Annotated in this window: 22 protein-coding genes; 10 read left to right on the forward strand and 12 right to left on the reverse strand. The window is 67.4% G+C overall.

What is annotated here, in order from left to right; genetic code table 11:
* Positions 1–22: 22 nt before the first annotated feature.
* Positions 23–1,660, forward strand: coding sequence for an arylsulfatase (locus FOC84_RS29295; protein WP_173148474.1), 1,638 nt, complete (start codon positions 23–25; stop codon positions 1,658–1,660).
* Positions 1,661–1,737: 77 nt separating this feature from the next.
* The gene (locus FOC84_RS29300; protein WP_217278825.1) at positions 1,738–4,290 is read left to right on the forward strand and encodes a fused MFS/spermidine synthase; all 2,553 of its coding nucleotides are present in this window, start codon (positions 1,738–1,740) and stop codon (positions 4,288–4,290) included.
* Between the two features lie 3 nt (positions 4,291–4,293).
* Here the strand turns inward: FOC84_RS29300 and FOC84_RS29305 are convergent, their stop codons facing one another.
* The 3 genes from FOC84_RS29305 to FOC84_RS29315 all read right to left on the reverse strand — a co-directional run bounded on the left by FOC84_RS29305 (position 4,294) and on the right by FOC84_RS29315 (position 6,022).
* Entirely contained in the window at positions 4,294–4,722 is a 429-nt protein-coding gene (locus FOC84_RS29305; protein ID WP_173148476.1) for a hypothetical protein, read from the reverse strand.
* A 218-nt stretch (positions 4,723–4,940) separates the two neighbouring features.
* On the reverse strand, positions 4,941–5,579 hold the full coding sequence (locus FOC84_RS29310) for an FMN-dependent NADH-azoreductase (RefSeq protein ID WP_173148478.1): 639 nt from the start codon (positions 5,577–5,579) through the stop codon (positions 4,941–4,943).
* The gene (locus tag FOC84_RS29315; protein WP_173148480.1) at positions 5,576–6,022 is read right to left on the reverse strand and encodes a GNAT family N-acetyltransferase; all 447 of its coding nucleotides are present in this window, start codon (positions 6,020–6,022) and stop codon (positions 5,576–5,578) included. Before FOC84_RS29315 ends, FOC84_RS29310 begins: the two co-directional genes overlap by 4 nt.
* Before the next feature lie 93 nt (positions 6,023–6,115).
* Between FOC84_RS29315 and FOC84_RS29320 the strand changes: the two genes are divergently transcribed.
* On the forward strand, positions 6,116–7,546 hold the full coding sequence (locus FOC84_RS29320; RefSeq protein ID WP_173148482.1) for a PLP-dependent aminotransferase family protein: 1,431 nt from the start codon (positions 6,116–6,118) through the stop codon (positions 7,544–7,546).
* Here the strand turns inward: FOC84_RS29320 and FOC84_RS29325 are convergent.
* Both FOC84_RS29325 and FOC84_RS29330 read right to left on the reverse strand, forming a co-directional pair.
* Positions 7,543–8,022 (reverse strand): carboxymuconolactone decarboxylase family protein, encoded by a 480-nt coding sequence (locus FOC84_RS29325; protein WP_173148484.1) that lies wholly within the window; start codon positions 8,020–8,022, stop codon positions 7,543–7,545. The genes FOC84_RS29320 and FOC84_RS29325 overlap by 4 nt on opposite strands.
* 135 nt (positions 8,023–8,157) lie before the next feature.
* Entirely contained in the window at positions 8,158–9,456 is a 1,299-nt protein-coding gene (locus FOC84_RS29330; RefSeq protein ID WP_173148486.1) for an ATP-binding protein, read from the reverse strand.
* Between the two features lie 233 nt (positions 9,457–9,689).
* Here FOC84_RS29330 and chrA point away from each other — a divergent pair, with 233 nt between their 5' ends.
* Positions 9,690–10,940, forward strand: a complete 1,251-nt coding sequence (gene chrA / locus FOC84_RS29335; protein WP_173148488.1) for a chromate efflux transporter — start codon at positions 9,690–9,692, stop codon at positions 10,938–10,940.
* A 26-nt stretch (positions 10,941–10,966) separates the two neighbouring features.
* Here the strand turns inward: chrA and FOC84_RS29340 are convergent, their stop codons facing one another.
* Positions 10,967–11,761, reverse strand: a complete 795-nt coding sequence (locus FOC84_RS29340; protein ID WP_173148490.1) for an enoyl-CoA hydratase — start codon at positions 11,759–11,761, stop codon at positions 10,967–10,969.
* Between the two features lie 53 nt (positions 11,762–11,814).
* Positions 11,815–13,014 carry a multidrug effflux MFS transporter gene (locus tag FOC84_RS29345; protein WP_173148492.1) on the reverse strand — a complete coding sequence of 400 codons (1,200 nt, stop codon included), beginning with the start codon at positions 13,012–13,014 and terminating at the stop codon, positions 11,815–11,817.
* 74 nt (positions 13,015–13,088) lie between these two features.
* Between FOC84_RS29345 and FOC84_RS29350 the strand changes: the two genes are divergently transcribed.
* Entirely contained in the window at positions 13,089–13,409 is a 321-nt protein-coding gene (locus FOC84_RS29350; RefSeq protein ID WP_173148494.1) for a SelT/SelW/SelH family protein, read from the forward strand.
* A 57-nt stretch (positions 13,410–13,466) separates the two neighbouring features.
* On the opposite strand, the gene FOC84_RS29355 is transcribed toward FOC84_RS29350, so the two are convergent.
* The 3 genes from FOC84_RS29355 to FOC84_RS29365 all read right to left on the reverse strand — a co-directional run bounded on the left by FOC84_RS29355 (position 13,467) and on the right by FOC84_RS29365 (position 16,227).
* A complete protein-coding gene (locus FOC84_RS29355; protein ID WP_173148496.1) occupies positions 13,467–14,993 on the reverse strand; it encodes a tripartite tricarboxylate transporter permease in 1,527 nt (508 codons plus the stop codon).
* A gap of 3 nt (positions 14,994–14,996) precedes the next feature.
* The gene (locus FOC84_RS29360; protein WP_173148498.1) at positions 14,997–15,467 is read right to left on the reverse strand and encodes a tripartite tricarboxylate transporter TctB family protein; all 471 of its coding nucleotides are present in this window, start codon (positions 15,465–15,467) and stop codon (positions 14,997–14,999) included.
* Positions 15,468–15,717: 250 nt separating this feature from the next.
* Entirely contained in the window at positions 15,718–16,227 is a 510-nt protein-coding gene (locus FOC84_RS29365; RefSeq protein WP_217278779.1) for a GFA family protein, read from the reverse strand.
* Between the two features lie 383 nt (positions 16,228–16,610).
* Between FOC84_RS29365 and FOC84_RS29370 the strand changes: the two genes are divergently transcribed.
* Entirely contained in the window at positions 16,611–16,748 is a 138-nt protein-coding gene (locus FOC84_RS29370) for a hypothetical protein (protein ID WP_173148502.1), read from the forward strand.
* A 48-nt stretch (positions 16,749–16,796) separates the two neighbouring features.
* On the opposite strand, the gene FOC84_RS29375 is transcribed toward FOC84_RS29370, so the two are convergent.
* Together FOC84_RS29375 and FOC84_RS29380 are read right to left on the reverse strand one after the other, a co-directional pair.
* Positions 16,797–18,347 (reverse strand): sensor domain-containing diguanylate cyclase, encoded by a 1,551-nt coding sequence (locus FOC84_RS29375; protein WP_173148504.1) that lies wholly within the window; start codon positions 18,345–18,347, stop codon positions 16,797–16,799.
* Positions 18,348–18,394: 47 nt separating this feature from the next.
* Positions 18,395–19,477: a site-specific integrase gene (locus FOC84_RS29380; protein WP_173148506.1), complete on the reverse strand. Its 1,083-nt coding sequence runs from the start codon at positions 19,475–19,477 to the stop codon at positions 18,395–18,397.
* Positions 19,478–19,624: 147 nt separating this feature from the next.
* On the opposite strand from FOC84_RS29380, the gene FOC84_RS29385 reads away from it, so the two are divergent.
* The 4 genes from FOC84_RS29385 (at position 19,625) to FOC84_RS29400 (ending at position 24,491) form a co-directional block, all read left to right on the forward strand.
* Positions 19,625–20,659: a DNA-binding protein gene (locus FOC84_RS29385; protein ID WP_173148508.1), complete on the forward strand. Its 1,035-nt coding sequence runs from the start codon at positions 19,625–19,627 to the stop codon at positions 20,657–20,659.
* A 160-nt stretch (positions 20,660–20,819) separates the two neighbouring features.
* The gene (locus tag FOC84_RS29390; protein ID WP_173148510.1) at positions 20,820–22,268 is read left to right on the forward strand and encodes a transglycosylase SLT domain-containing protein; all 1,449 of its coding nucleotides are present in this window, start codon (positions 20,820–20,822) and stop codon (positions 22,266–22,268) included.
* A gap of 156 nt (positions 22,269–22,424) precedes the next feature.
* Positions 22,425–23,555, forward strand: coding sequence for an AI-2E family transporter YdiK (gene ydiK / locus FOC84_RS29395; RefSeq protein WP_173148512.1), 1,131 nt, complete (start codon positions 22,425–22,427; stop codon positions 23,553–23,555).
* A gap of 210 nt (positions 23,556–23,765) precedes the next feature.
* A complete protein-coding gene (locus FOC84_RS29400; protein WP_173148514.1) occupies positions 23,766–24,491 on the forward strand; it encodes an RNA pseudouridine synthase in 726 nt (241 codons plus the stop codon).
* The last annotated feature ends 53 nt before the right edge of the window (positions 24,492–24,544 follow it).

Below are 24,544 nucleotides of genomic sequence, written 5' to 3' on the forward strand. Positions count from 1 at the left end.
CCGCAAGGGTCAGGAGAAAGCGATGAACGCAAGAAAACTGTTGAGCGCGGCGCTCTTCGCCGCAACAGGCCTTATGGCACTGGCAAGCGCGCAGGCGCAGACCCAGGCGCCGGCGGCCAATCAGGGCCAGGCGGCGGCTTCAGGCAAGAAGCCGAACATCCTGGTGATCTTCGGCGACGACATCGGGCAGGCCAACATCAGCGCCTACTCGCACGGGGTGGTGGGCTACACCACGCCCAACATCGACCGGATCGCCAAGGAAGGCGCGCTGTTCACGGACTACTACGCCGAGAACAGCTGCACGGCGGGCCGCTCGTCCTTCATCACCGGGCAGTCGCCGCTGCGCACCGGCCTGTCCAAGGTCGGCATGCCGGGCGCGACCGTCGGGCTGCAGAAAGGCGACATCACCATCGCCGAGGCCTTGAAGGCGCAGGGCTACACCACGGCGCAATTCGGCAAGAACCACCTGGGCGACCGGGACGAGTACCTGCCCACGCGCCATGGCTTCGACGAGTTCTTCGGCAACCTCTACCACCTGAACGCCGAAGAGGAGCCAGAACGCCCGTACTGGCCCAAGGATCCCAACGATCCCTACGTCAAGAACTTCTCGCCGCGCGGCGTGATCAAGGCCACGGCCGACGGCAAGGTGCAGGACACCGGTGCCTTGACCACCAAGCGCATGGAGACCATCGACGACGAAACTGTGGGCGCGGCGATCGACTACATCGACAAGCACGGCAAGGAGGACAAGCCGTTCTTCGTGTGGATGAACACCACGCGCATGCACATCTACACGCATATCCGGCCCGAGCACAAGGGCAAGAGCGGCATGCCAGGCAACGACTATGCCGATGGCATGTGGGAGCACGACCAGGACGTCGGCAAGCTGTTGAAGAAGCTGGACGACATGGGCATCGCCGACAACACCATCGTCATCTACACCACTGACAATGGGCCCAATGCCTTCACCTGGCCGGACGCCGCCACCACGCCGTTCCGCAGCGAGAAGGACTCCAACTGGGAAGGCGCGTTCCGCGTGCCGGCCATGGTGCGCTGGCCGGGCAAGATACCCGCGGGGGAAATCAAGCGCGGCATCGTGTCCGGCCTGGACTGGTTCCCGACCTTGCTTGCCGCGACGGGCGATCCAAACGTCAAGGAACGGCTGTTGGACGGCTGGGCGCCGCAGGCGGGCGGCACCAAGTTCAAGGTGCACCTGGACGGCTACGACCAGCTTGGTTACCTGACCGGCAAGCAGGACAAGAGCGCGCGTGACGATTTTTATTACTTCAATGACGACGGTGTGCTGGTCAGTGTGCGCTGGGGGGACTGGAAAGCGGTGTTCTGCGAACAGCGGGCGCCAGGGAACCTCAACATCTGGCAGGACCCCTTCGTCTGCCTGCGCCTGCCCAAGATCTATAACCTGCGCATGGATCCCTACGAACGCGCCGACATCACGTCGGACCAGTACAACGACTGGCTGGCCAAGAACGCCTATCTGACGGCGATCGCGACCATGAAAGCTTCCGCGTTCCTGGAGACTTTCCTCAAGTATCCGCCCAGCCAACGGCCCGCGAGCTTCAGCGTGGACCAGGTGCAGGAAAGGGTGAACAAGGCCATGGAGGAACACTTCGACCAGCTTGACAAGCAGAAGCCGAAGTAAAGCCTGCGCCGGCTCGCGCCGGCGCAGGACCGGGCGGCGCCCGTCGCGCCGCCCGGCAACGCAGGAGGAGCAGCATGATGGGCATGGGGGCAAGCGAGGCGGCGATGCAGGGACGCGATGTGGAAAAACAATCCGTGCAAGAACGGGCCCTGACCGCGGCCCGGCCGGCCGCGCTGCTGTTTCTTTCCGGAATGGCGGCGCTGGTGTTCCAGGTGCTGTGGATCAAGCAGTTGTCGCTGGTGGTGGGCGTGGAGGTCAGCGCCATCGCCGGCGCGGTAAGCGCATTTTTTCTGGGCTTGGCGCTAGGCGGCTGGCTGTTGGGCCGCCGGGCGGACCGCTTGCGGCGCCCGGTACGTTTCTACGCCGCGTTGGAAGTGGCCGTGGCGCTGTCCTGCGTCGCGGTGACCTGGCTGCTGGCGCGCAGTGCCGCCGCCTTCGTGGCGGTCGAGGCGCATAGCAGCGTGGCGGCCTGGCTGGCGGTGGGCCTGCTGCTGGCCATGCCCGCATTCCTGATGGGCGGCACCTTGCCGGTGCTGCTGCGCGCCGTGAGCCGGCAGGGCGCGGACATGAGCCGCGCGGGCGGCACGATGTACGCCGCCAACACCTGCGGCGCGATCCTGGGCGCGTTGCTGCCCGCGTTCTTTCTGATTCCGCGCTTCGGCGTGCAGGGCGCGGCGCTGGCCGCCGCCTCTCTGAATCTTCTGGCGGCGGCCGGCGCCTGGATGCTGGACCGCAGGGCGGGCGACAGCGCGACGCCCGCCGCCAGCCCGCAGACCGCGGCGGAGCCCCTGTCTGGCGAGGCCCGCCTGGCCGTGGCGCTGTATGCAGTGGCCGGCGCCGTGGCGCTGGGCTACGAAGTGATCTGGTCGCAGATGATCGTGCCTTTCATGAGCACGCGGGCTTTCGCCTTCGCCATCGTGCTGGCCACCTATCTGGCGGGTCTTGCCATCGGCGCGGCGCTGTACGCGCGCTGGGCCCACCGCGTGCGCAACCCCTGGCCGGTGTTCGGCTTCCTGATCGCGGGCGCTGGCTTGATCGCGGTGCTCGAGGTGGCTTTGCTGGGCCAGTGGCTGATCGTGGCGCAGACCCAGGCGGAAGCGGCGGTCTACCAATGGACGGGCAGCGGCTTTGCCGGCATGTGCGCGCGCTTCGCGGTGGCGGCGGCCAGCCTGGTGCTGGCGCCCACGCTGCTGCTGGGCGCGGCGTTTCCCGCGGTGCTGCGCATCGTGGTGGGAGAGCAGCGCGTGGGCCGGGAAGCCGGCGCCGTGCTCGCCTGCAACACGTTGGGCGGCATCGCGGGCACCTTGCTGACCGGCTTTCTGCTGTTGCCGGCCCTGGGCCTGGTGCGCACCCTGGGCGTGCTGGCGGCCATTGCCGCCGCGGTCGGCGCGGTGGCGGCCTGGCGCGGGCGGTCCGATGGCCGCGCCGCCACCGGCTGGGCCACCGGCATCGCGGGTCTGGCCACGCTGGCCGTGGTTGCCATGCTGCCGGCGGACCAGTTTGCGCGGCTGTTGCCGGGCGCGAGCGGCGCGGGCCTGGTCTTTTATGAAGAAAGCCATGGCGGCACGGTGGCCGTGGTCGAGCGCGCCGGCAACGGCAACCGCTTCCACCGGCTCTACATCCAGGGCGTGTCGAATTCCGGCGACGCCATGCCTTCGCTGCGCTATATGCGGCTGCAGGCGCTGCTGCCCTTGATCGTGCACGCGGGGGAACCCAGATCCGCGCTGGTGGTGGGCTACGGTACCGGCATCACCGCGGGCGCGCTGTCGCAATATCGCGGCCTGGAAAAGCGCGCGGTGGCCGAGCTGCTGCCCGCCGTGCTGCGCGCGGCGCCGCATTTCCAGGGCACGTTCCAGGCCGCCACGGATCCGGGCCTGGACAAGCGCCTGCGCGACGGCCGCCGCGAGCTGCAGGCCAGCGCCGAACGCTGGGACCTGATCACGCTGGAACCGCCGCCGCCTTCGGCCGCGGGCGTGGTCAACCTGTATTCGCGCGATTTCTACCAACTGGCCGCGAACCGGCTGGCGCCGCAAGGCATCGTGGCGCAATGGCTGCCGCTGCCCACGCAGAACGAGGACGACACCCGCGCCCTTATCGCCAGCTTCATCCAGGTGTTTCCGCATGCCCAACTCTGGACCAGCGAACTGCATGAAATGTTGCTGCTGGGCTCGCTGCAGCCGCTGACGTTGGACGCGGCCCGCATCCAGGCGCGCTACGGCCAGCCCGATACCGCCGCCGCGCTGAAAGCCGTGGGCGTGCCTTCGGCCGCCGCCTTGCTCGCTACCTGGGTGACCGACCGCGACGGACTGGCGCGTTTTGCCGGCGATACGCCGCCGGTCACCGACGACCGCCCCGGCATCGAATACGCGACCTGGGTGAGGCCGCGCGAGGTGGTGCGGACGCTGCCGGCGCTGCTGGCCCTGCGCAGCGAGCCGCCGCTGGCAGGCGCGTCCGAGGCGCTGCGCGCCGACATGCAGCTGGAACGGGCGCGCCTGGACACGTTCTACCGCGCCTCGCTGGCGGCCTACGTGGGCGACCGCGAAACCTGGGGCCGGGAAATGAACAAGCTGGCCCGCGATGATGGCGATAACGCCTACTACCGCTGGTTCATGCCTAGCGCCAGGCAATAGGGCTCAGCTGCATATGCGGCGCCAGGGCGCGACCCCGTGCGGCGAGCAGTAGCCCGCGCAGGGCGTCGCCATCGACATGCCGCTCTGGCATCGCAGATCCGGCGCCCGTTCGCCATAGGGCACCATGCCCTGGCAGTCGCACGATGCAAGGCCGGCGCCGGACGGCAGCTTCTTGACCAGCTCTGGCACAGCGGCGCGTTCGGCCTTGGGCGTGGGCGGCGGCGCTTCGTCGTCCGCGTCGGCGCGCTCGATGACGCCCCGGACCTTGGCCGCCGGCATGTTGCAGGCTTTGGCGATCGCATTGACCGTGCGGCCGTCGTTGGCCATCGCCAGGATCTTCTTGTCGTTGCAGGCCGCCTCGACGCGCGGCGCGGCAAGGACCCACAACGCAAGCGCGGCGGCAAGGAAAAAGCCGGGTCGGGTGTATGTCATTGCACGCCTCCAGCACCCATGCCCGAATGAGGAGATACGGCGTAGTCTGGTCAGGCGAGAGGGTTTCGCAAAGAGCGTAGTGCCCGCTATTTGGGGGTGTCAACGCAGCCCGATTGCCTAGTGCTTATTGCGGACTTTTGCCGGGCTCAAGCGCTATCCCTAAGCATGACCTGGATTGGTGCGTGCGCCATGATGCGGCGGCACCAGGCCCGGACGAATCAAGCGGCAGCGAACTCGGCACGCAGGCCCTCCGCGAACGGATGGGCGGCGATCTCGCCCTGGGCCCGCGCGCGGGCCTCGTGCAGCGCCTCCGTCCCGCGCGCCGTGCCTTGCACCGAGAAGAACGTCACGCTCTTCAGGCCTATCGTGCCCAGCACGTGCCTGAGATAGGGCGTGAGGAAGTCAGGCTGGCTGTGCTCGCCGCAGCCGAAGTCGCCGCCGGACGAGATGGCCACATATACCGGACGGTCCTCCAGGCTGCCTTCCTTGCCTCGTTCCGTGATCTGGAACGTGCTGCGCACCCGCACCACATGATCGATCCAGGTCTTGAGCGAGGCCGGCACCGTGAAGTTGTGCATCGGCGTCGCGATGACGACATGGGTGGCGTCTTGCAAGGACTGGATCAATCCGGAGGAACGGCCCAGCGCGCCGCGGTTCTGGCGGCCGTCGGTGGGATCCTGGCGCGCGCTCAGCGTGGCGGCGTAGTCGGTGTCGACCAAAGGGAGGGCAGTTGCGTCCAGGTCGACCACGGCCGCGTTCGGCGCGGTTGCGGTGAGCTGGTCGACGATGGCTTGCGATAGCCGATAGCTTTCGGAGGCGCGGCCGCGCGGGCTGCAGATGATGCGCAGGATGTTCATGAGGCGGGAGTTTCCAGGGATTTGCTGAATCGGATGGCGCTGGTCAATAGACCGGCGCGGAAATAGAAGCGTTGGGCCAGGGCATTGCCCAGGCCGGTGTCGAGGACCAGGCGGGCGCAGCCGCTGTCGCGCGCGGCGGCGTCCAGGGCGTGCAGCAGGCGGGCGCCCCAGCGCTCGCCGCGGCGGCCGTCCGCCACCACCAGGTCGTCGACATACAGAAAGCGGCCGTAGACCAGGTTTTCCTGCAGGCGGTAGCCGGCCAGCGCGACGGCCCGGCCCGCGTCCATGGCGGCCAGCAGCCGGTAGCCATCGGCGCGCATGCGGCTCACGCGCTCAATGAAGTCGGCTTCTTGGTTCAGGTGCGGCCGCAGCTCGCGCATCAGCGGCAGGCAGGCGCGCAGGTCCTGCGGGCTTTCGATGTGGTGCAAAGTGGCTTCTGTCATGGGTGCACTGGCGGTATCAAGATGGGAGTACAGGCATGTTAGGAGGCGTATGCCATAATTAGAAGGGCCATAAAATGAATTCTGGACTATGCCATGATCAGCCCTCAGCCGCAGGACCTGCCCGCGCTCCCCAGCGGTGCGGATCCGCTGTACCGCCAGGTCTATGAGCGCTTTCGCGGCGCCATCGCCCAAGGCACGCTCAAGCCGGGCGACCGCATTCCCTCGGCGCGCGCGCTGGCCAAGGAGATGGGCGTGGCGCGCGGCACGGTGGAAGTGGCGTATTCGCTGCTGGCATCGGAAGGCTACATCCAGGCGCGCGGGCAAGCCGGCACGGTGGTGGCGCCCGATCTGCAGCCTGCGCACGCGCCGCCGCCCGCCGCGGCCGTCTCTGCCGAGGCGCCTGGCGACGGCCCGGGCTGGCGCGAGCCTTCGGGCCTGCGGCCATTCCAGATGGGCCTGCCGGCGCTGGACGAATTTCCGCGCAAGCTATGGGCCCGCCTGGGCGCCAGGCAGCTGCGCAGCCTGCAATCCGCGGACCTGGCCTATCCACCCAGCGGTGGCCTGCCGGCCCTGCGCAGCGCGACGGCCGCCTATCTGCAAGTGGCGCGCGGCATCCACTGCCAGCCGTCGCAGGTGTTCATCACCTCTGGCTACAACAGCACGATGGGGCTGATCCTGCAGACGCTGTTCGAGGCGGGCGACCAGGTCTGGATGGAAGATCCGGGATATCCGCCGACGCGCGCGCTGCTTGAGCAGGCGCGCTTGGAACCCGTGCCCGTGCCGGTGGATCAGGACGGCATCATGGTCGGCGCCGGCATCGAGCGGGCGGGACGGGCGCGAGGGGCGGTGGTGACGCCGGCCCATCAAAGCCCCTTGAGCATGTCGCTGTCCTTGCCGCGCCGGCAGGCGCTGCTGGACTGGGCCGAACGCTGCGGGGCGTGGATCGTGGAAGACGACTACGACGGCGAATACCGCTACGTCGGCCGTCCGCTGCCGGCCTTGAAAAGCCTGGATACGCAGGGCCGCGTGCTGTACGCGGGCACCTTCAGCAAGGTGCTGTTTCCCGGCTTGCGGCTGGCCTATCTGGTGGTGCCCGAGGCGCAGGCCGGACGCTTCGCGCAATCCGCGCGGCTGCAGGCGGGCGGGGCGCCTGGCTTGACCCAGGCGATATTGAGCGCCTTCATGGCCGAAGGCCATTTCGGCCGCCATATCCAGCGCATGCGCAAGCTTTACGCGGAACGGCGCGCCGCAACCGTGGCGGGCCTGAACGCGGCGTTGGGGCAGCGCCTGCGGATCGAGCCGCAGCCGGGCGGCATGCATCTGGTGGCGCGCCTGGACGACAGGCAGGGCGATGTGGCTTTGGCCGGGCGGATGGAAGAGCAGGGCATGTATGCGGGCGCATTGTCGCGTTGGTGCGCTATGCCGCAACAGCAATCGGCGCTGCTGCTCAGCTTCACCAATATCGCCACGCAGGCGCAGGCCCGTGAATTGGGCCTGCGGATACTGCAGCTGATGCAGGCCTAGTTCAAGCCGGCCTTGTCCAGGCCATAAGCCGCGTCGGCCGAGCCCGGCACGGTGCGGAACGCCACGTTCAGCCGGTTCCAGCCGTTGATTCCGACCACCAGCAGGGTCAGGTCCGATATTTCCTTTTCGGACAACTGCTCACGCGCCTCTTCATAGACCGCGTCCGATACGCCCTGCGCCGACAGGGTGGTGACCGCCTCGGTCCAGGCCAGCGCCGCGCGCTCGCGCGGCGAGAACAGCGTGGACTCGCGCCAGATGGCGATGTGATGCAGGCGCAGTTCGCGCTCGCCGGCGATCCTGGCCTGCTTGACGTGCATGTCCAGGCAGAAGCCGCAGCCGTTGATCTGCGAGGCGCGGACGTCCACCAGTTCGCCGACCTCCTGCACGATGGGGGTTTTCTTCAGCGACATACTGAATTCCAGGTACTTCCTGGACTGCTCCTCGGACACCTGGAAATAATTCAAACGCTGGCTCATGTTGCTACCTTATCGATACGTGTTGCCGAGTGGAATCTCGTGCCGACAGGATGACGCAGCTTGGCCCAGGATAGTAGTGCCATAAATTGAGTTTTGGCCTGGGCCATGGCAGGAGCGGCGCAGCCCCGGCAAGACTCAGGCCGGCCAGCGCAGCACGAAGCGGGCGCCGCCCAGGGGGCTGTCGTGGATCTCGATGCCGCCGCCGTGGTTCGCGGCCACGCGCCAGACGATGGCCAGGCCCAAGCCCGCGCCGCCGGTGCCGCGGTCGCGGCTTTCGTCCAGCCGGATGAAGGGTTCGAACACGCGCGCGCGGTCGGCCGGGGCGATGCCGCCGCCGTCGTCGTCCACGATCAGCTCGAAGCCGCCCGAAGGGCACTGGCTGAGCTTGATCTCCACATGGCGGCTGGCGTAGCGCACCGCGTTCTGCACCAGGTTCAGCAAGGCCCGGCTCATGTAGCGCGGATGCAGCCGCACGCGCGGCGGGTAGTCGCGGTGCACATGGCACTGGATGGCGCGGGCCTCGGCCTGGTGCGCCACCTGGGCCAGGGCTTCGCCCAGCCAGTCGCAAGTGTCCACGGTTTCCAGCCTGACGGTGTCGTCGGCGGGGCGCTCCAGCCGCGCGTAAACCAGCAGTTCGGCCACCAGCGTTTCCAGTTCGGAGATGTCGGCCTGCATGTCGCGCAATATCTGGTGCCGCCTGGGCAGGTGCTGGTCGTGGCCCAGCAGCGCGACCTCGAAGGACAGGCGCGCCAGCGGCGTGCGCAATTCGTGCGAGACGGCATTGGTCATGCTGCGCTGGTTTTCGATCAGCGCCGAAATGCGTTCAGCCATCTGGTTGAAGCTTTCGCCCACGTGCCGCATGCCGGCCAGACGCGATAGCCGCACGCGTATGCCGAGTTCACCCTGGCCCATGCGCAGCGTGGCGTTGCGCAGCCGGTCCAGGTCGCGCCACAAGGGCAGGGCCCAGAGCAACAGCAGGATAATGCCCACGATCAGGCTGAGCGCGGCCCAGGCGGCTGCCGTGATCCATCTTTCAACGGCCAGCGGCGCGCGCGGGAGGCTCACCTCCAGCCACTGGCGGGGCTCGCCGGGCAGGGGAGCGACGTAGACGTTGTAGTCGTCGCGCATGATGAAACCCACGGCGGCGAGTTGCTTCTGTTCCGCTGCCGTGGGATTGGCTTCGGCGTCTGTGAGCAGTTTCAGCCCCAGGCCGTAGTGCGGCTGTATCTCGTTGCGCAGGTAATCCGGCCGTGCACTGGGCGCGAGGCCGTCCAGTTCCTTGCGAAACGCATGCATCTGCCCGCGGACGGACTGGTACGAAAGGTCGGCGCTCAGCGGGTCCAGCAGATACTCGAGGCTGCGCTGCACCAGCTGCGATCCCGCTATGTAACCGATAGCGGCGACCACGAAGATGCGAATCGCGAACTTGAGCATTGGTGGATCTGGACCTGAAATGGCGACCTAGGATGCTATAGGGCCGGAGGCAACGCAGTCCGCCGATATTTGTACGGGATTTGTAAAGTTGTTTGAAGCGGTGCGCGCGGGCGAGGTAAACCGGCCATATGGCCCGGCCCGTTCAGACGGTTGAATCCGCCACGCCGCCCGGCTATAAGCATGGGGCGGGGGCCGGACCCCCATGCCCCGCCTGCCGAAGAAGCCCGAATCCCATGCCGCCGCTGCCTCCCCCGCAAGACGAACACGTCGCCAGCAAGCCCGCCACATCCACGCGCGAGCAGCCCGGCCAGGGCTCCTGTCTGGAGGTTTTCCTGGTATTCCTGCGCCTGGGGCTGACGTCCTTCGGCGGACCGGTGGCGCATCTGGCGTACTTCCGTACGGAATTCGTGGAGCGCCGGCGCTGGCTGGACGACTACGCGTACTCCGACTTGGTCGCGCTGTGCCAGTTCCTGCCGGGGCCGGCCAGCAGCCAGGTCGGCATGGCGATAGGCCTGAAACGCGCCGGCTGGGCCGGCATGGCGGCCGCCTGGGTGGCGTTCACGCTGCCTACCGCCGTCGCGCTGATTCTGTTTGCGCTGGGGCTGGCGCAGTTCGGCTGGCTGTCCGCCTCGGGCGCCGTCCATGGGCTGAAGATCGCGGCGGTTGCCATCATCGCGCAGGCGGTATGGGGCATGGGCCGCTCGCTCTGTCCCGACCGCGAGCGGGCGGGGCTGGCGGTGGCGGCGGCGCTCATCACCATCCTGATGCCGACGACGCTGGGACAACTGAGCGCGATCTTGCTGGGGGCCATCGCCGGCATGGCGGCGCTGCAAGTGCCGCCGCGCTCCGCGCTGGCGGTGCAGCCGCTGAAGGTCTCGCGCCGCGCGGGGTACACCGCGTTGGCGCTCTTCGTGCTGTTGCTGGCGGCCTTGCCGGCCTGGGCCGCCATCAGCGGCATGCCGCTGGCGCAACAGCTCTCCGGCTTCTATCGCGCGGGCGCGCTGGTGTTCGGCGGCGGCCACGTGGTGTTGCCGCTGCTGGAATCCGCGTCGGTGGCGGGCGGCATGGTTTCCAATGCGGATTTCCTCGCGGGCTACGGCGCGGCCCAGGCCATGCCGGGGCCGCTGTTCGCCTTTGCCGCCTTCCTGGGTGCGATGTCGTCCGGCCCCTTGTCGGGCTGGGCCGGCGGATTGGTGCTGCTGGTCGCCATCTTTCTGCCGGGCGCCTTGCTGGTGGCGGCGGCGCTGCCGTTCTGGGAAAGCCTGCGGCGGCGTCCAGGGGTGCGCAATCTGATCGCGGGCGTGAACGCCAGCGTCGTCGGCATATTGTTGTCGGCCCTGTACGACCCGGTCTGGACCAGCGCCATCCGCGATCGCGCGGACTTCGGCCTGGCCTTGCTGCTGTTCGGCCTGCTGGTCTATGCGCGCTGGTCGCCCGTCTGGGTGGTGCTGCTGGCCGCCGCCGGCGGCTGGGCGCTGGCCTAGCGGGGCCGCCCGCGCGGGCAACGCTCTTAAGACTGCCAGCGCGGCGGGCGCTTTTGCAGGAAGGCGTCTATGCCTTCGCAGGCGTCGGCCTCCATCATGTTGCGCGCCATTACGTCGCCGGCGTAGTCGTAGGCGTCCGCCAGCGCCATCTGCCGCTGCTTGTAGAACATGCGCTTGCCATAGCGAATGGCCGTGGGGCTCTTGGCCAGGATGTCGTCGACCAATGCGCGCACGCGCTGGTCCAGCCTAGCCTCGGGCACGGCGTCGTTGATCAGGCCCCAGTCCCTGGCCTGATTGGCATCGATGAAGCTTGCGGTCACCAGCATTTCGAAGGCGCGCTTGGCGGACACGTTGCGGCTCAGGGCGACGGCGGGGGTGGAGCAGAACAGGCCGACGTTGATGCCGGAGACCGCGAACTTCGCCGTGTCCGCCGCCACGGCCAGGTCGCAGCTGGCCACCAGCTGGCAGCCCGCCGCGGTGGCGATGCCGTGCACCTTGGCGATCACCGGCACGGGCAGGGCCTGCAGGCCCTGCATCACGGCGCCGCATTTCCTGAACAGGTCGCGGTAATAGTCCAACGAGGGTTGGCTGCGCATTTCACGCAGGTCGTGGCCGGCGCAGAATGCCCGGCCGCTGGATTCCAGCACCACGCAACGCACGCCGGCATCGCGCGACAGGGCGTCGATCTCGGTTTGGAGCGCGGCCAGCAATCCTTCGGAAAGCGCGTTGAACTGGCCGGGCCGGTTCAGGCGCAGCGTCACCACGCCGCCTTCGGCATGGCGCGCCAGGATCGGCTCTTGCGCCGCTTCTTCGATAGTCATGACGTCTCCAGGGTGGGCTATCCCTGGATAGTAGAGGCATACGCCGATCGGCGTCAGCCCGCCGCCAGGCGCCGCGCCATGCCCGGCGACAGGCACAGCAGCGGCCCGACGATGGCGGCGCCGATCAGCGCCATCGCCGCTTGCGGCGCCATGCCGCTGTCCAGCAGCACGGTGGCGATGACGGCCGATCCGCTCATCTGGAACAGGCCATACACCGCGGCCGCGGTGCCGGCGCGCTCGGCGAACGGCTCCAGCGCCAGGCTCAGCCCGGAGCCCAGCGCCAGCGAAAAGCCCACGGTCAGCACCGCCACCGGCAGCATGAAGATCCAGGCCGACAAGGGCAGCCACAGCCACGCGGCCAGATGCATGGCGGCAGCCGCGAGCAGGGCGGCCATGCCCACGCGCACCATGGTGTGGCGGCCATAGCGCGCGATGAAGGCCGGGGCCAGGAAGAAAGCGCCGATGTTGATCGCGGCGTTGCCGCCGAACCAGGCGGAAAAGCCCAGTTCGGAATAGCCCAGCTGCTGCACCAGCACCACGGGCGCGGCGGACACGAACACCAGGATCATCGCCATGCCGGCCATGCCGAACGCCGCGAAGTAAAGAAAGCGTCCGCTGGCCGCGATCGGCGCGTAGCGGCGCAGGCTGTAGAGCGCGCCTTGCGGCTTGGCGGGCGCGGCCCGCGTTTCCTCGAAGCGCAGCGCCAGAAAGCCCGCCAGCGTCAAGGCGAACAGCACCATGAAGACGAAGGTGCTGCGCCAGCCCGCATGCACGGCCAGCGCGCCGCCCACCATGGGCGCCAGCGCGGGCACGGTGCACAGCGCGCCGTTCAAATAGCTGTAGACGCGCGCGCCCACCGCGGGGCTGAAGCAATCGCGCACCGCGGCAAAGGCCACCAGCGAGGCCGAGCACGCGCCCAGCCCCTGGATCACGCGCGCCGCGTAGAACACGTCCAGCGACGTGGCGGCGGCGCCTAGCGCCGAGCCCAGCAGATAGGCCAGCGCGCCGCCCAGCGCCACGGGACGGCGGCCGTAGCGGTCGGCCAGCGGACCGATCAGCACCTGTCCCACGCCCACGGCGAAGATGAAGAGCGTGATGCTGGCTTGCAGCGCGGTGACGGGCTGGCCGTAGTCCTGCGCCATGACGGGCAGGGACGGCAAGTAGATATCGATGCCCATGGGCGTAAGCGTGACCAGCCCCATCAGGAGACCGATCAGCCAGCGTTGGCCGCGAGGGGATAATGCAGACTTCATGGCAGGACTCGGGGTCCATTGCGGACCCGGGAAAACCCGATATTATCCATGAACCGGCGTAGAATCTTCCAACCATGAACACTCCCTCCCTGCGTCCTCGCATCGTCATCCATTACTGCACCCAGTGCCAGTGGCTGCTGCGCGCCGGTTGGATGGCCCAGGAACTGCTGTCGACGTTCTCGACCGATCTGGGCGAGGTCGTGCTGCAGCCCGGTACCGGCGGGATCTTCCAGGTCACCTACAACGGCGACCTGATCTGGGACCGCAAGAGCGATGGCGGCTTCCCCTCGGCCAAGGAATTGAAGCTGCGCGTGCGCGACCGCCTCGATCCCGGCCGCACGCTGGGCCATATCGACGGCCACAGCGCCGGTCCGCTGCCCGCGCCCGATGCCTGATGCGCACACGGGCCAGCCCCGCCGGGCCGGCCCGCTGCCACGCGGCCGACGCTTCGATCAGACGGAAGACTCCACTTGCGCCAGGCCCGCGCGCTGCTTGCGCTGGCGCATGGCCGACGCCACCAGTAGCGCAATCAGCCCCACGCACGCCACCACGAAGCCCAGGCTGATGGGCCGCGAGACGAAGATCGCCAGGTCGCCGCGCGACAGCAGCAGGGCGCGGCGGAAGTTCTCTTCCACCATGGGGCCGAGCACGAAGCCCAGCAACAGCGGCGCGGGCTCGAAGCGCAGACGGATCAGCGCATAGCCCGCCGCGCCGAACAAGGTCACCATGGCCACGTCGAACAGATTGTTGTTGGTGCTGTAGACGCCCACGCAGACGAAGAACAGCGCCGCCGGGAACAGGTAGCGGAACGGCACCGTCAACAGCCGCACCCACATGCCGATCAGCGGCAGGTTCAACAGCAGCAACAAGACATTGCCCACCCAGAAGCTGGCGATCAGCCCCCAGAACATGTCGGCGTGCTCCACCATCATCTGCGGACCCGGCTGGATGCCGTGGATGATCAGCGCGCCCAGCATCAGCGCCATCACCGGGTCGCCCGGGATGCCCAGGCTCATGGTGGGAATGAAGCTGGTCTGCGTCGAGGCGCTGGTGGCCGCTTCCGGTCCGGCGATGCCCTCGATGGCGCCGCGGCCGAAGCGGCGCGGGTCGCGCGCCACCTTCTTTTCCGTCGCATAGGAAATGAACGAGGCGATGGTGGGGCCGGTGCCCGGCAGGATGCCGAAAGCCGCGCCGATGGCCGTGCCGCGCACCAGCGCGCCGCGCGACTGCTTGATGTCGCCGGCTTCTGGCCGCATCGACTTCATGCTGATCTTGGCGGTGGTCACCTTGGCGTCGCCGCCGATGCGGTTGATGTTCTTCAGGAAGTCCGCCACGCCGAACAGGCCCATGGCCAGCGCCACGATCTGCAAGCCGTCGGACAGCTCCAGGATGCCGAAGTGAAAGCGCATCGTGCCGGTGTTGACGTCGGTGCCCACCACGCCCAGCAGCAGGCCCACCACCACCATCGCTACCCCCTTGATTGCCGACCCCTTGGCCAAGGTGGCGCCGGCCAGCAGGCCCAGCATCATCATGGAGAAGTACTCGGCGGGGCCGAACTTGAAGGCCACGTCCACCAGCATGGGCGAGAACAGGATCATCGCCAGGATGCCGACCGACGCGCCGCAGAACGACGAGAACATCAGCATGAACAGCGCCGAGCCAGCGCGGCCGTTGCGCGCCAGCGGATTGCCGTCCAGGCAGGCCACCGCATGCGAGGCCGTGCCGGGCAAGTTCAGCATGATGGAGGTGATGCCCCCGCCATACTGCGAACCGTAGTAGATGCCCGACAGCATCACCAGCGCCGCCGTGGGCGTCATGGTGTAGGTCAGCGGCAGCAGGATGGATATCGCGGCCAGCACGCCCATGCCCGGCAGCACGCCGATCAGGTTGCCCATGAACACGCCGAACATGGCCCACATCAGGTTGTCCAGCGCGAAGGCGACGGAGAACCCATGCATCAGGTTGTTGAAGATTTCCATTGTTCAACCCCAGCGGAACAGCGGGAACTGCAGCTGCAGCGCCCAGGAGAAAACCGCCACGCCCAGCACCGTGACGCCGGCCGCCAGCAGCGCCGCGCTGCGCGGCGTGTGCTGGCGGTCGCCCATGGCAGAGATGAAGACCAGCGCAAAGGTCGCGGGCACCAGGCCGCCGTATTTGCCCACCAGGATGAAGGTCATGAGTCCGCCGATGATGCAGCCCCAGCCGCGCCAGTCGGGCGGCGCTTCGTCTTCGCTGTCTTCCTCCACGGCCGCGGGCGCCGCGGCCATGCGCGCGATCATCAGGCCCAGCAGGACCAGCAGCACGCCCAGGATGGCGGGGAACATCCCCGGCCCCATGCGCGCCAGGCTGCCGATGTTGTAGGTGGATGCCTGCGCGATGGCGCCCAGGCCCAGCACGATCATCGTGCCGGCCGCCCAGGCCTCGCGCCGCGCGGCGCTGCGTTTGGATTGCATCTGTAGTCCTCCCGTTGTTGTGCTTTTGCCTGACTACGTTCTGAACAAAAGCTGACTTTTGGTTGAACGCGGAAGTCTAAAAATTCAAACTTCCGTTCACCTTTCAGGTGCAAGGGCAATGCGCCAAACAGGTGCTTTTTCGGCAAAAACGGGGGAAATCCCTAGGCGCGCTGGCGTGGCGGGCAGGGTCTATGTGCAGCGCGCGCACGCGCTTTGCGTCGACGCAAACAGCGGCTGCGCGGCAGCGTTTTCAGCCTTTTGGCGTCCAGGGCTTGCGCGGGCTGCCGGCCAGTGCGGCGTCCAGGCGCTGCTTCGCGGCCAAGGGCCAGCAGGCGTCCATGTCGTAGAACGCCTCGGCCGCCGGCACGTCGTCCGGTATGCCTACCCACGGGTGCTTGGAGCGCACGAAGCAATGCGCGCCGGGCGGGAAATCGGCGGCGCGGTCCAGCGTGCCTGCGTAGATCAGCGCCACCGTTTCGCCATAGCCGGGATGATGGCTCCACAGCAGGCCGAGGCAGGCCGCGCACCGCACGACCACGACGGTTTCGCCGTCATTGGCGTTCTTGTCGGCGGGATGGCGGCGCACCTCGCCCAGGCTGTGCACGCGGTCGGATTCGATCACCGCGTTCATCGCGAAGGCGGTGCCGGAGTGCCGCTGGCACAGGGTGCAGTGGCAGCAATGCACGAACATGGGCGGGCTGGCGAGGCGATAGCGGACCGCGCCGCAATCGCAGCCGCCTTCGATGGAGCGCTGGATCACGATGTGTCTCCTGGCAGTATGAGCATCCAGTGTATGGAGGCCCATCCAGAAGCGGCAGTGGCGATCGCGTCACAATCCGGGGCGTTTGCGCCAGCGTGACGTGCCCACGGCACGGGCGGTTGCGGCCCGTTGAAGTGCGTCGCTTGCTATTTCAGGCAATTAAGTGCTAAAATACGACATCTTTCGGCAAAACTACAATAAAACCAAACGCCGAAGTGTTGTAAGTCGCTGGCGGCTGCGGCCGCCATTTTCGTTTGCGTTGCCTGCGCGCATGCCCCCCGCGCCCGATGGCATCCATTGGACTAGCATCCATGGCACGCACGAATTTCCAGCATTGCGCTTTGGGCGGGGGAAAGCCATGCGCCCTGAACAGGAGAACGTTCATGTCCCATCAACTCGCAGGCAAGAAGTGGCAATTCGAGATTCCGCCCCTGGACTGGAAGGCGCCCGAGACCAATAAGGAAGCGGACATCAAGGCCATTGCCGCGGACGCCGATTCGACCGAAGACAAGGATGCCTGAGGCAGTCCCACGCAGGGCTTGAGTCTGTTGCCCTGCGTGGCAGGGGCGCTAGGCCGCGTGCGTCACGACCTGGTTGCGCCCCTGCTGTTTGGCCGCGTACAGCGCGGCATCGGCGGCCTGGAAGACCATCTCCACGTCCGCGCCGCCCGCCGGCCATTGCGCCACGCCGGCTGACACCGTGATCTCCAGCGTGCCGCTCAGGCGGTGCGCCTCCGTCTTTTTCCGCAGGCGTTCGGCCATGCCCGCCGCCTCTTTCACGCCCACGCCGGGCAGCAGAATCAGGAACTCCTCGCCGCCGTTGCGGCAGAGTATGTCGGTCGGGCGCGAACAGTCCCGCATCAATTGCGCCACGCCCTGGATCACTGCGTCGCCCGCCGTGTGGCCGTAGGTATCGTTGACCCGCTTGAAGTGGTCGATGTCCAGCGCGATCACGGCGAAAGGCGTTTCGGCCGCCTGCAGCGCGTCCACTGCCTGCCGCGTGCCGCGGCGGTTGCGCAGCCCGGTCAGGGGATCGGTGATGCTGGCCTGGCTGAGCTTGCCGATCTTGTCCTGCAGATTGCTATAGCTGCGGATCACGGCAAGCTTGAGGCGCTGGGCCTCGAAGTACCAGGCTTTCACCGACCGCACCCGCTGCATCGCCACCGCCATGTCGCGGTGTTCGACGTTGGTCGCCAGTTGCGACAGCGGCTGCGAAATCTTGCGCGCGCACCACCAGATGGCCAGCAGGAATAGCAGAGCGAAGGGCGCCGCGTAGCGGATCAACGCCCAGATGAGATCGTGCAAGGGTTCCAGCGTGGCCAGCGCGGGACGTTGGGCGATCACGCCCCAGCCGCTGCGCGAGACGTGGGCATAGCCGGCCAGCATGTCCACCCCGCGCGTATTGATCAGGCGCTGCGCGCCGTCTTCCCCGCGCATCACCGCGGCCACCACGGGATTGCTGGTGACGTCCTCGCCGACGCGCGCATTCTCGGCGTGATAGATCAGCCGCCCCTCGCTATCCACCACATACAGATAGGAACCGTCCTGGTAGGGATGCTTGCCCAGCAGATTGTGCAGGGCGCCCTCGTTGCGCAGGTAGATGGTGCCCGACACGTAGCCCAGGTAGACCCCAGCCTGTGTATGGATGGGGTACGAAACGTTGATCAGCAGGTTGCCGGCGACCGACACATAGGGCTTGCTGATCAGGGGTTTGCGCGTCTGCAGCGCCATGCGGCTGCCGGCGTTGTCGACCCGCGTTCCCTGGAAGCTGCGGATGGCCTGGCTGGCGGCCACCATGACGCCGTCGGCGCGGATGATGGCGACCGAGTTGAAGCTGTCCGTCTGATCGCGCAGGCGCGCAACCTCGGCGCTCAGGAGTTCCGGGGCATCGAAGCGCCAGGCGACGTGGCGGGCGCTGTACTCCAGCTGCTGCAGCGCCGAATCCAGGAAAGTATTGGCGCTTTCGGCCAGCTTGGCGGCGTAGACCCGGTTGGCTTCCAGCGTATTGGCGATGAGCTGTTCGCGCTGCACGCGATAGCTGGCATACAGCGCGTTGGCAGTAGCGGCAAGCGCGCTGAATACGGTGAGCGCAAGCACCAGCCCGCGTAGGTTGATTCGCATGAAGATCGTGTCGGCCAGGGTTCGGGTTGCGGCGAGTGCGCGGGATTTTACCCGCGCGGGGCGTCCGGCTCATCCAGCAGGCGGGCCGCGGGCGATTCGGCGGCCGCTCCCGCGCGGAAGTAGCCCATGACGGTGGCCACGCTGGCATGCCCAGTCATGGCCATGGTGTCGCCCAGCGGCACGTTGCGCCGTCCGGCCTCGGTCACGAAGCCCGAACGCAGGCTGTGCGCCGAAAATTCGCCCTCCAGGCCGGCCAGCCGGCAGCGTTCCATCACGATGTCCCGCAGCGCCGCGGCGGCCAGCGGTTCGCCCAGCACATCACCGCGCCGCACGCGCAGGAACAGCGGGCCTTGGGTGATGCCGCTGGCGCGCAGCCAGGCATCGAGCGCCCGCGCCGCCACGCCGACGATGGGCTTCTGGTCGTTGGCGCGGGCAGCGCCCGCCTGGTTGGTCTTGGAATGCGCCAGTGCAAACAGAAAACCATCCGCCGTGCGGCGCGTGTTTTCCATCGTGGCGCGCACGACTTCGGAGCGCCTGCGCCCGCCGCTGGCCCAGGCGAACAGCAGCAGGGCGCGGTCGCGCAATCCGCGCAGGGACTCGTCGCAGGTGGCCAGCATGGCCTCCAGCGGTTCGCGCGTCAGCGCCACCTTCTTGGCGGGCGCCACGCCGCGCCGTGCGTAGGCGCGGCGGGTCCGGGCAAGCAATTCGCGGACCGCGGCCGCGCGGCAGGGGTTGGGATGGCCGTGCAGCTCGTGCGCTTTGGATAGCACGGAGATGCGCTGCAACAGCGTGTTGAGGCTGGGCGCGCCCAGCCTGCCTTTGGCCTTGAGCCGCACCAGTTCCTGGTCCAGCGCCAGCGGCAATTCCCATTTCAGGCCCTGTTCGGTTGAACGCTGCGCATGGTCGACCACGAACTGGATTACCGCGGCCTCCTGCAAGGGCAGGGCAAAGGGGCGGGCATAGCGCAATTCGTACCAGGCGGTCCAGTAGCGGATGGCGGCGCGGTAGCTGGCGACCGTGTTGGCCGAGCTGCCTTCACGCATCAGGGCGCTGGCCGCGGCATCGGCCTGGGCGTCCAGGGTGAGCGGGTCCAGCGCGGGCAGCGGCGCCTGCAATTTCAGCTGATTCATGGTCGGAGGAGGTTGGAAAATCCTATTTCATACATATTATTATGTATGCTGTATGATATCTAACATAAATATCAAATTACCCACGATAAGGTTCCATTATCGTGGGTAATTATCATACAGATGCCGAATCCGGCACGGAGCAAGCGCATGGCCACCGGAATTACCGAAACTGACGTCTGGACCGCCGCCGACGCCTTGCTGCTGGAGGGCGCGCGGCCCACCATCGAACGTGTGCGGCAAAAGATCGGGCGGGGCTCGCCCAATACCGTCAGCCCCTATCTGGAAACCTGGTTCAGGTCGTTGGGCGCGCGCATCAAGGATCCCGGCGCCTTCGCAGCGCCCGCGGCCGTGCCCGACCCGGTAGCGCTGGCGGCCGCCCATTTCTGGGAAGCCGCCTTGTCCGAAGCCCGCGCCCAACAGGAGCAGGCCTACCGCGGCCGCTGGGAAGAGCTGGCGCGGGAAGGGGAGCAATTGGCGTCAGATGCGGAACAGCTGCAACTGCGCGAAGCCCAGCTTGCCCATCGCGAACAGGATCTGCAGGAAACGCTCAGGGTGGCCACTTCCCAATTGGCCGCCGCCGAAGACCGGCTGCAAGCGGCCGAACAGCAGCTGCGGCAGCGCGACGAACAGCTCAAGCGCATCCAGCTGCAACTGGAAGACGCGCGCCACGCCACCCAGGCCGCCCTGGCGGAAGGCGACAGGATCCGCGCCCAGCATGCCCAGGCGCTCGACGCGCTGGAGACCCGCCACACCGCCCACGAGCGCCGCTGGCTGAACGAGCTGGACAGCGAACGCGGCGCAATCAAACGCTTGCAGGCGCGGCTGGATGAAGCGCAGGCCGCCAGCCAGCAGCAGGCGGCGCAGGCGCGCAAGGCGCTGGAGCAGGAACAGGATCAGCGGCGTCAGGCGGAACGGGAGGCGCAGGCCCTGCGCGCCGAAGCCCAGGCCCTGCAAGTACGCCAGCAGGCCGAGCAGGCCGCGGCCGACACGGCCCGGGCGGCGGCGCGTGACCGCGAGGGGGCGCTGGCATCCCGGCTCGAAGCCGCCGAACAGCGCTCGTCCGACTCCCTTGCGCAGCTGAAGGCGAAGGACGAGCAATTGGGCGAACTGACCCGGCATCTGATGGCGCAAGTCCAGCGGCAGGACGCGGGGCTCGCGCCGCCCGAACCCGCCCAGCCCTAGGGGCTTTTCGGATCACCGCCAGCCTTGCAGCCCGCATTGCAAGAATGCGTTGCATGAACCCTGGCCGCCCGATATTGTTATAGGCACGGCAAAGCGCGCAGCGCGCCTCGCCGCGCGGCATATATCAGGTGCCGCAGTAACCGGGCCTGCCGGAGGAACTATGTCATTTCGCGTGATTGCCTCGATGCTTTGCGCGCTGTTGCTGTGGTTGCCTCCCTCGCCTGGGTACGCCCAGCCGGCGAAGGGCAAAACCGACCCGCTGGCGCTGGCCTACAACATGAAGCCCTGGATCGGGGATTTCGACGGCATGGTCAAGCGCCGCCAGGTCCGGGTGCTGGTGCCCTATAACAAGACGCTGTACTTCCTGGACAAGGGCGGCACCCAGCGCGGCATCATCACGGACATGATGACCGAGTTCGAGAACGACCTGAACCGGCAGCTCAAGAACAAGAACATCCGCGTCTACGTGGTGTTTCTGCCGACCTCCCGCGAGCGCCTGATTCCGGACCTGCTGGCAGGCAAGGGCGACATCATCGCGGCCAACCTGACGGTCACCGAAGAGCGCAAGAAATTGGTGGACTTTTCCACGCCGCTGGCTTCGGGGGTGCGCGAGATCGTCGTGGCCTCGCCCGGCGCGCCGGAACTGAAATCGCTGGACGACCTGGCCGGGCAGGAGATCTTCATCAACCCGGTCAGCAGCTACTACGGCAGCGTCAAGAAACTCAATGCGGACCTGCAGGCCCGGGGCCTCAAACCCGCCATCATCCGCGACGCGCCCGGCACCTTCGAGACCGACGACATCCTGGAAATGGCCAGCGCCGACCTGGTCAAGTACACCGTCGCCGACCGCTATCTGGCCAACTTCTGGAAGCAGATCTTCCCGCAGATCCGGGTCTATGAAAACCTGGAGGTCGACAGCGGCAACGACATCGCTTTCGCCTTCCGCAAGGATTCGCCCAAGCTCGCGGCGGCGCTCAACCCCTTCATGGAAAAGAACCGCGTCGGCACCTCGTTTGGCAACCAGCAGCTGACCAAGTACCTGAAGTCAGTGAAATGGGTGAAGGCGGCCACCGACCCCGAGGAAATCGAGAAATTCCACCGCCTGGCGGACTTCTTCCGCAAGTACGGGGATCAATACAACATAGACTGGCTGCTGATGATGGCCCAGGGCTACCAGGAGTCCCGGCTGGACCAGGGCGCCAAGAGCTCGGTCGGGGCGATCGGCGTCATGCAGATCATGCCGGCCACCGGCAAGGAACTGCAGGTGGGCGATATCCGGCGCGAGGAATACAACATCCATGCCGGCGTCAAATACATCCGCTTCATGATCGACCAGTACTACGCCAAGGAGCCCATGACGGACCTGAACCGGGGGCTGTTCGCCTTTGCGGCCTACAACGCGGGGCCGGGCCGGATCAATCAGCTGCGCAAGGAGGCCACGGCCAAGGGGCTGGATCCGAATGTCTGGTTCGACAACGTCGAGCGCGTGGCGGCCGAGCGCATCGGGCGCGAAACGGTGCAGTATGTGAGCAACATCTACAAGTACTACATCGCCTATACGCTGATCCGCGCGCAGGGCGCAGGCGACGGCGCGGGCGCCCCGCGCTAGCGGGAGGCGGCGCCGGTTGCGGGCCGCCACGGTATATGTCCGCGGGATTTTCGGATAAATTCGCCACAGGCGCATCCGCATGCACCCATCCGGCAGACGTCCCGCCGGCATCGATGCGCCACACATCAGGGCTGCCGGCCCTATCAGGAGCAGCGGTTGAATCCTCTTCCACGCCAGACGGTCGATCTCGCCCGCATCATTCTCGTCATCGTGATCCTGGCCGGCCTGATGGCAGGCAGCCTCTACATCCTGCGCCCGTTCCTGCCCGGCCTGGTCTGGGCAACCACCATTGTCGTGGCGACGTGGCCGGTCATGCTGGCCATCCAGCGCTACTGCGGCGGGCGGCGCTGGCTGGGCACCCTGACGATGCTGGTCATGCTGCTGTTCGTCATCGTGTTGCCGCTCTATGAGGTGATCTCGACCCTGGCGCTGCACAGCACCGCAATCATGGCCGCGGTCAAGAGCCTGCCCGACTACGCGCTGCTGGCTCCACCCGCCTGGGTCCACGGCATTCCGCTGGTCGGCCCCAAGATCGCGCAGGAATGGCAGACCCTGTCCGACGCGGGCGCCGGCGGCTTGCTGGCCAGGCTGGAACCCTATCTGACCAGCGCGGCGGCCTGGCTGCTGGGACATGCCGCCATCGTCGGCGCCTTCATGATGCACATGCTGATCACGGTGATCGTGGCCGGCATTCTCTATACCAAGGGTGAAGTGGCGGTCGACTTCGTGCGCCGCTTCTTCAACCGGCTGGCGGGCCAACGCGGCCTGGCGGCGGTCAAGCTTGCCGGGCAGGCGATACGCGCCGTGGCGCTGGGCATCGTCGTCACCGCCGTGGTGCAGTCCGGCCTGGGCGGCCTCGGCCTGTGGATCGCGGGCGTGCCGGCGGCCGGCATCCTCACCGCGCTGATGGTGATGCTGTGCCTGGCGCAGCTTGGGCCTTTCCTGCCCATGCTGGCCGGCGTGGTCTGGCTGTTCCAGAACGACATGAAGCTGGCGGCTGCGGTGCTGCTGGTCTGGGCGGTGCTGGTGGCGATGCTGGACAACCTGTTGCGGCCGCTGCTCATCAAGCGCGGGGTCAACCTGTCCCTGCTGCTGATCCTGGTGGGCGTGCTGGGCGGATTGTTCGCCTTCGGCATCGTGGGCCTGTTCATCGGTCCGGTGATCCTCGCGGTGACCCATACGCTGGTCAAGGCCTGGATCGACGAAGTGCCGCCGCCCGCCGCGCTGGGCGCCGACGCAGAGCCCGGCGAGACGCCCGCTGAACGTGCCGGATTCCCGCCGGTCTGAACAGCCGGCGCCTGGAACGGCCGATCCGGCGTGTGCCGGGCAGCCTGCCAGGGAAGGGCGTAACATCTGCCTCACGCTGCGGGCTCCTGGCCCGCTTTTCCTGGCAACACCCCGGCAATACCTCATGACGATGCACCCTCTGGCACCGCTCCAAAGCGGCTTTCCTGTTCACTCAGATCCCGTAGCTTCCACGCGCAAGGCGGTGGCGCGATGAGCGAAAGCGTACGCCTGGCCAAGCGCTTGGCCGCCGAACTGCCGTGCTCGCGTGGCGATGCGGAACGCTACATAGAAGGCGGCTGGGCCGCCGTGGACGGCAAGCGGGTCGAAGAGCCCGGATTCCGGGTCGCGCCCGGCCAGTCGGTGGGCCTGCTGCCCGGCGCGCGCCTGGAAGAGGCACGTCCCGTGACCATCCTGCTGCACAAGCCCGCCGGCCTTTACGCCAGTGATGAGCCCGGGTCCGCGCGCGATCTGATCCTGCCCGAGAACCTGATGCCTGGCGACCGTTCGGGCCAGCGCTATCTGAATCGCATGTTCAACGGCCTGAAGCTCGTCACGCCGCTGGAGCGCGCGGCCAGCGGCCTGATCGTCTACACGCAGGAATACCCGGTGGCGCGCAAGCTGGTGGAAGAGGGGCGCTATGTGGAGCAGGAATACGTGGCCCAGGTGTCCGGCCAGCTCAGCGCCGCCGACCTGGCGCGCCTGCAGCGCGGCATGGCCTATGACGGCCGCGCCGCCACGCCCATGAAAGTCAGTTGGCAGAACGAGACCCACCTGCGCTTCGCCCTGAAGACGGCCGCGCCCGGATTCATCGAATACGCCTGCGATGCGTTTGGATTGCGCCTGCAGGCCCTGCGCCGCATTCGCATCGGGCGCCTGCCCATGGCGGGCCTAGACCTCGGACAGTGGCGCTACCGCCTGGATTACGAACGCTTCTGACGGCAGCAGGGATGACCATGGAACAAGCGCCGCAAGGCCTGCGGCTGGAGCCC

The organism is Achromobacter pestifer (genome assembly GCF_013267355.1).
Lineage (GTDB): Bacteria > Pseudomonadota > Gammaproteobacteria > Burkholderiales > Burkholderiaceae_B > Achromobacter > Achromobacter pestifer_A.